At 37.7% G+C, this 13,697-nt stretch carries 9 protein-coding genes; 8 read left to right on the top strand and 1 reads right to left on the bottom strand.

The window, feature by feature from the left end:
• Positions 1-60: 60 nt before the first annotated feature.
• From C0430_RS03640 to C0430_RS03630, 3 genes are all read left to right on the top strand, one after another.
• Entirely contained in the window at positions 61-1,167 is a 1,107-nt protein-coding gene (locus tag C0430_RS03640; RefSeq protein WP_290865584.1) for an ABC transporter permease, read from the top strand.
• 49 nt (positions 1,168-1,216) lie between these two features.
• Positions 1,217-2,341 (top strand): ABC transporter permease, encoded by a 1,125-nt coding sequence (locus C0430_RS03635; protein ID WP_290865582.1) that lies wholly within the window; start codon positions 1,217-1,219, stop codon positions 2,339-2,341.
• Between the two features lie 183 nt (positions 2,342-2,524).
• The gene (locus C0430_RS03630; protein ID WP_290865580.1) at positions 2,525-3,247 is read left to right on the top strand and encodes a TIGR00730 family Rossman fold protein; all 723 of its coding nucleotides are present in this window, start codon (positions 2,525-2,527) and stop codon (positions 3,245-3,247) included.
• A 58-nt stretch (positions 3,248-3,305) separates the two neighbouring features.
• Here the strand turns inward: C0430_RS03630 and C0430_RS03625 are convergent, their stop codons facing one another.
• On the bottom strand, positions 3,306-7,121 hold the full coding sequence (locus C0430_RS03625; protein WP_290865578.1) for a PAS domain S-box protein: 3,816 nt from the start codon (positions 7,119-7,121) through the stop codon (positions 3,306-3,308).
• A 167-nt stretch (positions 7,122-7,288) separates the two neighbouring features.
• Between C0430_RS03625 and C0430_RS03620 the strand changes: the two genes are divergently transcribed.
• The 5 genes from C0430_RS03620 (at position 7,289) to C0430_RS03600 (ending at position 13,571) form a co-directional block, all read left to right on the top strand.
• On the top strand, positions 7,289-8,602 hold the full coding sequence (locus tag C0430_RS03620; protein ID WP_290865576.1) for a TolC family protein: 1,314 nt from the start codon (positions 7,289-7,291) through the stop codon (positions 8,600-8,602).
• Between the two features lie 56 nt (positions 8,603-8,658).
• Positions 8,659-9,738, top strand: coding sequence for an efflux RND transporter periplasmic adaptor subunit (locus tag C0430_RS03615; protein WP_290865574.1), 1,080 nt, complete (start codon positions 8,659-8,661; stop codon positions 9,736-9,738).
• Between the two features lie 85 nt (positions 9,739-9,823).
• Positions 9,824-13,048 (top strand): efflux RND transporter permease subunit, encoded by a 3,225-nt coding sequence (locus tag C0430_RS03610; RefSeq protein ID WP_290865572.1) that lies wholly within the window; start codon positions 9,824-9,826, stop codon positions 13,046-13,048.
• A 12-nt stretch (positions 13,049-13,060) separates the two neighbouring features.
• Positions 13,061-13,366, top strand: a complete 306-nt coding sequence (locus C0430_RS03605; protein WP_290865570.1) for a hypothetical protein — start codon at positions 13,061-13,063, stop codon at positions 13,364-13,366.
• A 19-nt stretch (positions 13,367-13,385) separates the two neighbouring features.
• On the top strand, positions 13,386-13,571 hold the full coding sequence (locus C0430_RS03600; protein ID WP_290865568.1) for a DUF2892 domain-containing protein: 186 nt from the start codon (positions 13,386-13,388) through the stop codon (positions 13,569-13,571).
• Positions 13,572-13,697 lie beyond the last annotated feature (126 nt).

The raw sequence follows: 13,697 nt of genomic DNA, 5'->3' as shown, positions 1-13,697 counted from the left end.
TTTCCAGTATGAAATAATTTAAAATGAGGATGAAATTGTTTCGTTCCTCACAATGACAATATGAAAAGATTCATCGGTTTTGTAACAAAAGAATTCTATCACATTTTTCGTGACAAGCGAACTATGTTCATTCTTTTCGGGATGCCAATAGCCCAAATTATGTTGTTTGGTTTTGCCATAACCAACGAAATCAACAACGTGAATATTGCGATTTTAGATAAATCAAAGGATAGCGAAACGCAAAAAATAATCAACAAAATCAGTTCGTCCAGCTATTTTAAAATCAATGAGGAAATTAGCAACGAAAACCAAATAGAAAGTGTTTTCAAAAAAGGAAAAGTTAAAGCCGTTTTGGTTTTCGAAACCGATTTTATCAAGAATTTGCAAATCCAAAAGCAAGCTAAAGTACAAGTCATAACCGATGCCACTGACCCCAATGTAGCCAATACGATTGCTAATTATGTCAACGCCATTTTGCAAAATTACACCCAGGAAATCAATAAAAACAACAAGGCAAGTCATCAAATACAGACACAAACCCAACTTTACTACAACCCCGAATTAAAGAGTGTTTTTAACTTTGTGCCCGGCGTGATGACCATCATTTTGATGTTGGTTTCGGCTATGATGACGTCGATTTCCATCACTCGAGAAAAAGAATTGGGAACGATGGAAGTATTGTTGGTTTCTCCCATAAAACCATTTCAAGTCATAATTGGCAAAGTGTTTCCGTATATTTTTCTATCTATCATTAACGCCACAATTATTTTGCTTTTGGGCTTTTTTGTATTCAAAATGCCAGTTGAAGGAAATTTGTTTTTATTGGCTTTCGAAAGCGTTTTGTTCATCACAACGGCACTTTCATTGGGCATATTAATCTCTACGGTGTCCAATTCGCAACAAACCGCGATGATGCTTTCCTTGATGGGATTAATGCTGCCCGTCATCATCCTTTCGGGTTTTATTTTCCCTATTTCGAGTATGCCGTTGCCGTTGCAAATCATCAGCAACATTATTCCTGCCAAGTGGTTTATCATCATCATCAAGGCGATTTTGCTCAAAGGAGCAACCCTCAGCGTAATCTGGAAAGAGACCCTGATTCTGGTTGCCATGACGGTGTTTTTCCTTGCCATAAGTGTCAAGAAATATAAAATAAGATTAGAGTAGGAGATAGAGAAAAGACAAAATATAATCCGTGAATATCAGCTTCCCATTTATGAAAACAATACTATTCATCATCCAAAAAGAGTTCCGGCAAATCTTTAGAAACAAAGGTATGCTTCCCATTATATTTGTTTTGCCACTGATGCAATTGCTTATTTTATCAAATGCGGCCAGTTTTGAAATCAAGAACATCAAGTTTTCGTATATAGACAATGATCATTCCGTGGCTTCCAGGGAATTGATTTCAAAATTTGAAGCTTCGAAATATTTCAATGTTGTCGAAAGTTTTTCTTCCAAGAAAGAGGCTAACCTGCAAATGCAAACCGGAAAAGTGGATGTCATTCTCGAAATTCCAAACCATTTTGAACGGGATTTAATCACCGAAAAAACAACAAATCTTTCGGTAAGCATCAACGCCATTGACGGTGCTGCGGCAGGAGTGGAGAGTGTTTATATTTCGCAAATCATAACGGGTTTTAACCAAAAAATCCAAACCCAACTGTATCAATACAATGAGGCTTCCTACATTCAGCCCGTGAATATTGTGACAATTCCTTCGTTTTGGTACAACAATACCTTGAACTACAAAACCTTTATGGTTCCGGGAATTTTGGTGTTGCTGGTAACTATGATCACGCTTTTTTTATCTTCGATGAATATTGTTCGGGAAAAAGAAATAGGAACCTTGGAACAAATTAACGTGACGCCCATAAGAAAGCACCAATTTATCATCGGGAAATTGTTTCCGTTTTGGGTCTTGGGATTGATGATTTTGACCGTGGGTTTAATCATTGCCAAAGTCATTTTTAACGTTCCCATTTTGGGAAGCATTGGCTTGATTTATTTTTTTACTTCAGTATATTTGTTGGTTATTCTCGGCATTGGATTAATCATCTCCAACAATTCCGATACCCAACAGCAAGCGATGTTTATTGCTTGGTTTTTTTCGGTTATCTTCATCTTGATGAGCGGATTATTTACGCCTATCGAAAGTATGCCTCAATGGGCACAAAACGTGACGTTGCTTAATCCAATACGTTATTTTGTGGAGATTATTCGAATGGTAATGCTTAAAGGTGCAACGTTTTGGGATATTTCGAGACCTTTTTTTCTTATTGTTTTGTATGCTTTTGCCTTGAATGGAATTGCGGTTTGGAGTTATAAAAAGGTGAATTAATATTGATCGTTAAATCAATTTAACAAGTTGTGCAAAGTTTGGTTCCTTGATTTTGGATCAATCTTCAATAGTCTCATAAATAATACAGCTAGTTATTTTTGTTTATAGCTTTCAGATGTAATTTAGGCAATATTTTTTTGAGTTTTTGTAAGTTATAAAACTATTCACTAACTTTATGAAGCCATGAAAAAGACGTCACACTACAGACTTTCAAAGAGCGAATCCCGATTTGTCCAAGGGCCGTTGTCGCGGTTTAAGGAATTGGTCTTTATGTTTAAAGTGCTCTTCACTTTTATTCGGGCTTTTCGAAAAATGCATCCTATTGGGCCTTGTGTGACCATATTTGGTTCGGCACGTTTTGGTCCTGAAATGGATCATTACAAAGATGCCGAAAGAATTGGTGCAGCCATGGCAAAACTGGGTTTTACCGTAATGACGGGAGGCGGTCCCGGAATTATGGAAGCTGCCAACAAAGGCGCTTATGAAGCTGGTGGTTATTCCGTGGGTTGCAATATTGTGCTTCCCGTGGAGCAAAAACCGAATCCGTATCTTCACAAATGGATTTATATTCCCCATTTTTTTGTTCGAAAAGTGATTCTTGTCAAATATTCCTTTGCTTTTGTGGTTATGCCGGGAGGAATTGGCACGTTAGACGAACTGTTTGAAGCCTTGGCTTTAATCCAAAACCGAATGATTGCGGGCTTTCCTGTCGTGATTTTTGACACAGAATACCATAAAGATTTGTGCCAACACATTGACATGATGGTTAAACACGAAAGCATTAGTCCTGAAGACATGCAATTGTTGTTTGTAACTGATTCAGTCGAGGATTTAGTGGCACACATTAAAAAACACGCTATCAAGAAGTTTGGTTTAAAAAAGAAAGAATACAAAGCTAGATGGTAATCAGAAAAGAAAATACCCATACCATTTGACGAGGCTTTTTTGGGAAATTAAGTGAGGCCTACTTTTTGAGCCATTTGGTAATAATTTCTTCTAAATCTTTTTTAATTATTGGTTTAGGCAGGTAATCATTCATTCCTGATTCTATACATTTTTCTCTTTCTCCTGACATTATTCCTGCTGTCAAGGCAATTATTGGTGTATTGACCGCATCTTTTATTTTTCTAATTTCTTTTACGGCTTCGTAACCATTTTTATTGGGCATTTGAATGTCCATCAGGATGAGATCTGGTTTTTCTTGACTATATCTTTCTATGGCTTCATTTCCATCGGTGGCTTCAAAAATGGCACAATTAAAAATTATGGTGCTAATTAGTTTTTTTGTCAAAAGCATGTTGATTTTATTGTCCTCGACAATTAAAACTTTTTTATCTTTAAGAACTATTTCCGGTATTGCCTTTTTGCTTTTGGAAACATCTAAAAGTTCTGATTTTATTTTTACGTGTTTTGATTTTCTAAATTTAATCGTGAAGAAAAAATCACTTCCTTCGCCATAATGACTTATCAGTTCCAATTTACTATCCATAAGTCCCAAAAGTTTGTTGGAAATTGCCAAACCTAGTCCCGTTCCTCCAAATTTTCTGTTTGTGGAATTGTCTTCCTGCATGAAGGATTTGAATATTTTTTCGTTGTTGCCTTCTTTTATGCCCACACCGGTATCTTTTACGGAAAACTTTATGGATGCCCATTCTTTATCTGACACTTCAATATCATAGAGTTCCAATCTGATTTCTCCAAAAGTTGTGAATTTTACGGCATTACTCAATAAATTAACCAATATCTGTTTTAACCGCACATAATCCGCAAAAACATATTGTGGAATTTTTTTATTGATGGTTAGTGTTAGTTCTATATTTTTTTTCTCGGCTTGGTATTTAAATAAATCAATAACGTGATTGGTTAGTTTATACAGATTGACTTCTTCTAAATTTAATTCTAGTTTTCCAGATTCGATTTTAGAAAAATCTAAAACATCATTGACAATATGCATCAATAAATTAGCTGATTCATTGACCGTGGCCATGTATTCTGCCTGTTTCTTTTTTAGATTTGACTCCATCAACAAATGGGTAAAACCGATGATTCCGTTCAATGGTGTCCTGATTTCGTGGCTCATATTGGCCAAGAAATCCGTTTTGGCTTTATTGGCTGATTCGGCCAGTTCTTTGGCTTTTATTAATTCTGTTTCCATCAACTTGCGCTCAGTGAAGTCAATCAAACAAAGTACTATTTCCGTTATTTCATCATTTTCATCAATAATTGGAAAACCACTGACCAAGAGCCAAATATTTTCACCATTGGTTTTTCTTTCTAAACCTATCATATAATTTTTTAAAGGCTGTTTGCTTTGCCTTATGATTAGTGCGGGATCTTTTTCTAAATCCATTTTAGAACCATCTTCACTAAATATAGACCGGTTTAAATCTATTTGTAATTTCCCGTTTATTTTGTCAACTTCTAATTCCATCAATTCTGATGCTTCGTGATTGCAAAAAATAATGGAATTGTCCGATGCCAGAACAATAATGCCGGCATCGAGATTATTTAATAAACCACGAAGTCTTTCCTCGCTGATTTGAAGTGCAAAATCCGATTTTTTTGCTTCAGTGATATCTCTCGAAAGGATGATAAAATGAGCCTTGTAATCTTCAGTATCTTGCATGGGAGCAACTGAAAGTTCGAACCAATGTTTTCCGTCCGGTAACTCTATTGTATACTGTTTTCCTGTTGAAAATCCTTTTTCATGCGCTTCATTAATTGCCGCTAAACATATATCGGACGCTTCTGAAGGCAATATGTCGGAGAATCTTTTTCCAAGGAATAAATCCGGTGGCATCGCCAATAATTCTTCTCGTCTGGAATGGTAATTATAAACCCTGCCATCAATTCCAACTTCAAAAAGCAAATCCGGAATCGCATCCAGAATAGCTTCCATTTTTTGATGCACATTATTTTCATTTATTTCCGCGAGCTTACGATCCGTAATATCAGTTATGGTTCCGATATAGCCAATAATTTGATTGTCGGAATTGAGTTCCGGGATGGCTTGACCTATTACCCAAGCAATTGATTTATCAGGTCTGACAAATCTATATTCGGATTCTGATCTTTCCTTTTTGGACGTGGAATACATCCATCCTTCAAATAATTTAGCACTGTCTTCAACATGTACGGCTCTAAGCCAGCCTTTGCCCATTGCCTCCTGATAGGAGATTCCTGCAATTTCACACCAACGTTGGTTAACATAAGTTGTGCTTCCGTAAGCATCAGTACGAAAAATTCCTACGGGTGAAACTTCGGTAAGTGTTTGATATCTTTGTTCGCTTTCTAAGACAGAAACTTCTGCTTTTTTTCGAAGAGCTTCTTTTTCAATATTTTCTAATGCAAAAGAGACATCTCCCGTTGCTTCTTCTAATAATGCAATTTCTTCTGAATCAAAAAAGTTTTTTTCTCCGGCATAAAAAGTAAAAGCTCCAATTACTTTTCCAAATTTTTTGATGGGTGATGACATCGAAGACAAATAGCCTCTTTTTAATGCATCATTTTGCCACGGCGACATTCGCAAATCATTTTCGATATCATTGCAAATGGTATATCTTTCTTCTCGCAAAGCAGTTCCAGTAGGTCCTCTTCCTTCAGGTTTATCGTCTACCGTAATTCTATTTATTGTTGACAAATATCCATTATCCTCTCCTGCAACCATTGTGGGAATTACTTCCTTCGTGTCTTCGTTTATCAAGCCTATCCAAACCATTTTAAACTTTCCTAAATTTACGGCAATATCACAAGCTTCTTTAAACAGTGTTTGCTCATCCGTGACACGAACAATCATTTGATTGATCTGGCTGATAAATAAATAAAGTCGATTTGCTTTAATTATTTTTTGCTCTGCCAAAATTCTATCGGTGACATCGGTAATAATTCCGTGGCAAATTACGGTTCCTTCTGGTTCCACTACAGGCAATGAATTGACTTCGTGCCAAACTAATCCTTTTTTGGGATGCAGGTAACGATAGGTTCCTCTTAACGGAATTAATTTAGTTTTGGTTTCATAAATGCTCTTCATGACATATTCTATATCATCAGGATGTATCAATGAAAATATTTTATTGGAGTCGTTCTCGATGGCTGGATAGGTAAATCCATAAATATCCTCAACGGCATCGCTGGCATAGGGATATGTCAATGAACCGTCGTTATTTTGGCGCATCGAATAAATTAAACCGGGAGATGTGGATGCTATTTTTGCAAATTTATCTCTTTCTTCCTTGAGTGTTTCTTCTGTTTTTTTGCTTTCGGTAACATCTTCCAAATTGGTTACGATGCCTCTAATTTCTGGGTTGGAAAGCAAGTTATTGATAGAACCTTTCAGCCAAATGTAATGGCCTTTTTTATGCCTTACTCGCATTAAAATGGAAAATAAACAACCTGGATTTTCCAATACTTTTTGGAGTGTTTTTTCCAATACTTGAACATCGTCGGGATGAACGTATTTTCTGGTAGAAATTATTTCAAACTCTTTATGGTTCCATCCCGTGATTCGTATGGCTGATGAGTTGCGAAAAATGGTATTTAAATTCTCGTCGATTAAAAAGACAATGCCTTCATTATTTTCCAATAATGCACGAAAACGCTTTTCATTTTGGATGATTTTATCTAAGGTCCTTTTACTTTTGGCAATAGCCTGAGTCTCCTTCAAAAAATTATTTTCAGATTTATTTATCGATTGTTTAAACTCCAATAAGTTATTAATTTCTAACTCTTGAATTTTAATTTTCTCTTGTAAATCTTCATAAGTTGGAAGTTTCTTTTTCATAATTCAAGAAATAGACAATTATTTGGACTTTTAAATAATGCTTAAATATATAAAAAAAATATGATATGTGAGAATATTAAATCCATAAAATCATTGTAATGTAACACTTGTTACTGAACAACTTTTTTGCTGAATATATCTTTGCCCATAATTTAGATAAAACAATTATGAGGAAAATTAATTTACTATTGCTATTTGGAACCATTTCCATTTCGACATTAGGTTTTGGTCAAGACACCTTGACGATTTCCAAAAATGATATTTGGCAAAAAGCAAACGACAAGAACCTGCAACTCCAAATTGCCAATCAGGCATTCAAATCGGCGCAAGCTGATTACAGACAATCCAATGCCTTGTTTTTGCCCAGTATTTCGGCTTCGCACACTGCCATTTCCACGACAAATCCGTTGATGGCTTTTGGGTCTAAATTAAATCAGGAGGTCTTAACAGCTTCTGATTTTAATCCGGCATTGCTAAATAATCCTGCCGCAACCCAAAATTACGCGACCAAAATTGAAGTGTTGCAGCCTTTAATCAATATGGACGGATTGTACGGACGTCAAGCCGCCAAATCAAAAATGGAAGCTTATCAATTGCAAACCGAACGCACCACGGAATATTTAGCATTGGAGGTCAACAAATCCTTTATGCAATTGCAATTGGCGTACAAAGCCGTAAAAGTTTTGGAAAAAGCAAATGCCACGGCTAATGCCAATTTGAAACTGGTAGAAAATTATTTCAAACAAGGAATTCTTCAAAAAACGGATTTATTATCGGTTCAGGTTCGTGTCAACGAAATCAAAAACCAGTTGCAATATGCCAAAAGCAATGTGCAAAACGCTTCCGATTATTTGGCTTTTCTTCTCAACGAAGACAATACGAATAAAGTGTATAAACCACTGGAAGAGTTAGACAACACCATTTCCATTTCAAGTATAAATACAACAGTTTCGAGCAACAGAAAAGACATTTTGGCAATGAATAAATCTTCCGAAGCTTATGCCAAAATGTATCAATCCAGCAAAATGAATTTCCTGCCTACTTTGAATGCTTTTGGAAGTTACGAAATGTATGACGACACTCTTTTTGGAACGAATGCACAAGGTTATTTGGTGGGTGCACAATTGTCCTGGAAAGTTTTCGATGGTTACAAATCCATTGGAAAAATGGAAAAAGCCAAAGCCGATTTCCAAAAAGCCGAAGTGGAAAACCAACAATACAAATCCCAAAGCCAACTGGAACTCAACAAAATCAATCGTCAGTTGAAAGATGCCGAAAACAAGGTAAATCTAGAAAAATTGGCCTTGGAACAATCACAAGAAGCTTACCGAATTAGAAGCAACCGTTTCAGCCAAGGTCTTGAAAAAACGACAGATTTATTGCTAACCGAAACCCAAATGTTCCAAAAAGAACTGGAGTTGTTGCAAGCCGTTTTCGAATATAATTTTACCCAACAATATTTACAATTTTTAACCAAATAATAGGATTATACTTAACGGTTTTAAAACCTGCCAGGTATGCAATAAAAATAACAACTATGAAAAAAATAATAGCAATCCTTTCAATATCAGTAGTTTTCTTAACTTCTTGTGGAGAAAACAAAAAAGAACAAATTATCAAAGAACCTGCCATAGCAGTGAAAGTTAGCGGTGTTTCTGAAAACAACAACAGCCCGTTCGTGACGGCCAGCGGAAAAATCGAAGCCGAAAACAGTGCCAATCTAAGCACTCGAATGATGGGTTACGTGACCAAAATTCACGTGAAAGTGGGACAAAAAGTAGGAGCCGGACAATTGTTGGTCAGCATCAACAATAGCGATTTACTGGCCAAAAAAGCACAAGTAGACGCCAGTATTCTGCAAGCGACTGCGGGTTACAACAATGCCAAAAAAGACTACGATCGTTTCGTGAATTTGTTCAAACAACAATCGGCTTCCCAAAAAGAATTGGACGATATGACGGCTCGTTACGAAATGGCGAAAGCCGGCTTGGAAGGCGCCAAACAAATGCGAAACGAAGTCTTGGCGCAGTTTTCCTATTCGAATATCACGGCTCCATTTTCGGGAACGGTGACCAACACTTTCGTGAAAGAAGGCGATATGGCGAATCCGGGAATGCCCTTAGTTAGTGTGGAAGGAGCTTCAAGATTGCAAGTAACAGCGATGGTTTCAGAAAATGATATTGCTTCCATCAAAAAAGGAATGACGGTGAAAGTTTTGGTAAAATCCTCCAACGTAACGCTAAACGGAAAAGTAAGCGAAGTGAGTTTGTCTGCAACCAATACGGGTGGACAATATTTGGTAAAAGTGAATTTAGACAAAACCGACAATTCCATTTTATCAGGAATGTTTGTCAACGTCCAGTTCCCAGTTGAAAACAAAACGCAAACAGTTCAAACCGACAAGGTTTTAGTCCCTGAAAACGCTTTGGTAAAACAAGGACAGTTAACCGGAATTTATACGATAGGAACAGGAAATGTGGCCATTTTAAGATGGTTGCGCATTGGAAAAATCTTTGGCAATCAAGTAGAGGTTTTATCTGGATTGTCGGCTAACGAACAATATATTGTCTCGGCTGACGGCAAATTGTATAACGGAGTTAAAGTGTCAATTAATTAATGAGGTAATTTGAAAATTTGAAAATGATTTGTGCGATACAGCATTTTCAAATTTCCATATTTCCACATTTTCAAATTATAAAATTATGCAAGAAGGTATTTCAGGTAAAATAGCCCATTTTTTCATCAATTCGAAACTCACCATTTTATTGATGGTAGCCTTGATGATTATTGGCGTGTACAGTTCGTTTCTAATTCCAAGGGAAGAAGAACCGCAAATCAATGTCCCAATGGCCGACGTAATGGTAGGTTATCCAGGTGCAAGTCCTACAGAAGTCGAAAGTCGCGTGGCAAAACCATTGGAAAAAATTATTTCCAACATCAAAGGTGTGGAGCACGTTCACACGATGGCAATGAATGGCCAAGCGATGTTGATTGTCCAGTTTTATGTGGGACAAGACGTGGAGCGTTCCTACGTGAAATTGTATGACGAGTTGGCCAAACATGAAGACATGTTTCCGCAAGGTGTTTACAAACCAATGGTAAAAACCCGTTCCATCGACGATGTGCCAATGTTGGGATTGACGCTTTGGAGCGAAAAACAAGATGATTTCCAGTTGCGCCAGATTGCCGAAGAAGTGACTTCGGAAATCGAGAAAGTGAAAGACGTGGCGATTACCAAGGAAATTGGAGGTGCAAATCGTGGACTAAAAGTCGTTTTAGACAAGGATAAAATGGCCGAAAACGGTGTTGATGCTTTGGGTATTATGCAAATGATTCAAGCCAACAACGGCAGTTCGCAATCGGGTAGTTTTGTACAAAATGACCAAGAATATTTGATTACAACCGGACAATTTTTATCGAATTCGGAAGACGTGGAAAACTTGGTGGTGGGCGTCAACAAAAATATGCCGGTTTATTTGAAACAAGTGGCGACGGTACAAGACGGGCCGTCCACGCCCAGAAGTTATGTATCTTTTGGTTATGGCAAAGCCAACGAGAAATTCAAAACCGCCAAATCGGAATATCCTGCCGTGACGATTTCCATCGGAAAGGTGAAAGGGGCAGATGCGATGAAAATTTCGGAGAAAATTATTGACAAGGTCGAGCATTTAAAGAAAAACTTGATTCCTGATGATGTTCACGTGGAAGTAACCCGAAATTATGGTGAAACCGCTTCGGACAAAGTGGGTGAATTGTTGTTGCACTTGGGCATTGCGATTATTGCCGTAACGATTTTGGTGATTTTGGCAATGGGTTGGCGAGGCGGATTGGTCGTGTTTTTCTCCGTTCCGTTGACGTTTGCCTTGACCTTGTTTGCCTATTATTTATTGGGTTATACGTTAAATCGAATTACTCTTTTTGCCCTAGTATTCGTAGTGGGAATCGTCGTCGATGACAGTATTATCATTGCCGAAAATATGCACCGTCATTTCAAGATGAAGCGACTGCCCTTTAAACAAGCGGCTATTTATGCGATAAACGAGGTTGGAAATCCAACGATTTTAGCAACTTTCACTGTAATTGCGGCTATTCTACCAATGGCTTTCGTGTCCGGAATGATGGGGCCTTATATGAGTCCGATGCCGATTGGCGCTTCGATAGCGATGCTGTTGTCCCTGTTCGTGGCCTTGACCGTAACGCCTTATTTGGGCTATCATTTGCTACAAGAAAAAGAGGAGCAAGAGCACAAACACGAAGCAGGAATGGAAACCAGTTGGGTATATAAAATTTACAACAAACTTGAAAGACCTTTATTGGAAAGCAGTGCGAAAAGGAAAATCCTTTTGGCCGTGACCGTGGTATTATTGTTTGGTTCGGTGACGATGTTTTTTACCAAATCGGTGGTCGTGAAAATGTTGCCTTTTGACAACAAAAACGAATTTCAAGTCGTGATTGATATGCCCGAAGGAACCACCTTGGAAAGAACTTCGGCAGTGACCAAAGAAATTGCGCAATATCTTTCGACCAAACCCGAAGTGGTGAATTACCAGAATTATATTGGGACTTCGGCTCCGATTACTTTCAACGGATTGGTGCGTCATTACGATATGCGTGGTGGTAGCAATATGGCGGATATTCAGGTGAATTTGTTGCACAAAGAAGAACGTGATTTGCAAAGTCACGACATCGCCAAGGAAATGCGTCCGGAAATTCAGAAGATTGCCAAGAAATATGGTGCGAATGTGAAGCTGATTGAAGTTCCGCCGGGACCACCAGTTTTATCGACTTTGGTGGCCGAAATTTATGGACCGAATTACAAAGACCAGATTAAAGTGGCGAATCAGGTGAAAACTATTTTACAAAACACTTCGGATATTGTCGATATCGATTGGATGGTAGAAGACAACCAAACCGAATACAAACTGGAAGTCGATAAAGAAAAAGCAATGCTGAACGGAATTGCACCACAACAAATAGTGGGGAATCTGACGTATTTGTTGAAAGAATATCCCGTTTCTAATTTGTATGACGAGAATTCCAACGACAATGTGGGCATCGTGCTTTCGCTGGACGACAAGGACAAAACGAGTCTGCAGGACATCGAAAACCTGAAAATCAAGGGCAGTCAAGGCAATATGATTCCGGTGAGCGATTTGGTAAAAGTGGTTCAAGACACTTTGCAGAAAACCATTTACCGAAAAGACCAAAAACGCGTGGTTTATGTTACCGCCGATATGGCTGGAGCATTAGAAAGTCCAGTGTATGCCATTTTGGGAATGAACGAAAAACTGGCCAAAATAAAACTGCCAGCAGGTTACAAAGTCAACGAATTGTATATGGAACAACCTACGGACGAAAGCGATTTTACCGTAAAATGGGATGGCGAATGGCAAATTACGTTGGAGGTTTTCCGTGATTTGGGTGTGGCTTTTATGGTTGTCATCGTGATTATTTATATGCTGATTGTGGGTTGGTTCCAAAACTTCAAAACGCCGATGGTGATGATGTTGGCCATTCCGCTTTCGCTAATTGGGATTGTATTGGGTCACTGGTTGTTGAATGCTTATTTTACGGCCACTTCTTTTATCGGAATGATTGCTTTGGCAGGAGTGATGGTTCGAAATTCGGTCTTGTTGATTGACTTTATCGAAATCCGACTGAACGATGGCGTGCCTTTAAAACAAGCCATCATCGAAGCCGGAGCGGTGCGAACAACGCCAATTTTGTTGACAACTGGAGCGGTCGTTATTGGAGCTTCCATCATTTTGTTTGATCCAATTTTTCAGGGATTGGCCATTTCATTGGTTGCCGGAGCCATTGTTTCGACCGTATTGACCTTGCTTGTAGTGCCTTTGATTTATTACATCACAGAGAGAAAAAAATGGGAAACCAACACTGATTCTTCTGAAGAAAATAAAGAACTTTAAAAAGCCAAAAACATGAAATTACTTATTATTGTTGCCGTTAAGGAATTTGAAAAAGACATCAAACAGATTCTAAAAAAGTCGAATGTTAGGTCATTCTCTTACAAAGATGTGGCGGGATTTAAAGATAGTTCAGAGGAGTTGATGGAGAAAAATTGGTTTGCCACCGAAATGAGCGAAAATGAATCGGTGCTGTTTTATGCCTTTGTGGATAATGAAAAAGTAGACCATCTTTTCGAATTGGTTGATGCTTTTAATACCAAGCAAAAATCAGCATCGCATATCCATGTATCCGTTTTATGTGTTGAAAAATCAAATTAAAAAATAAAAAATAAAAAATATGAAAAATAGAATTGTTAGAGCCGTTGCAGGAACTTTTATACTGATAAGTTTATTATTGTCCATTTATGTTGACCAAAATTGGTTGTGGTTTACCGCCTTTGTAGGAGCCAATTTGTTGCAATCCTCCATCACCAAATGGTGTTTGATGGAAGATATTTTGACCAAACTAGGCGTGAAGGATTAATTCAAATTCACAGGTTTACAAAGAGGATGTTCTTAAAGGGCATCCTCTTTTTTGGTTTATATCAGGCATTCTTACAGGAAATAAATTTAAAAATTGTATCTTTTACGTTAGTTTTAATGCTAATCC

The organism is Flavobacterium sp. (assembly GCF_013823965.1).
Classification (GTDB): domain Bacteria; phylum Bacteroidota; class Bacteroidia; order Flavobacteriales; family Flavobacteriaceae; genus Flavobacterium.
This window is presented reverse-complemented; position numbering and strand designations above follow the sequence as displayed.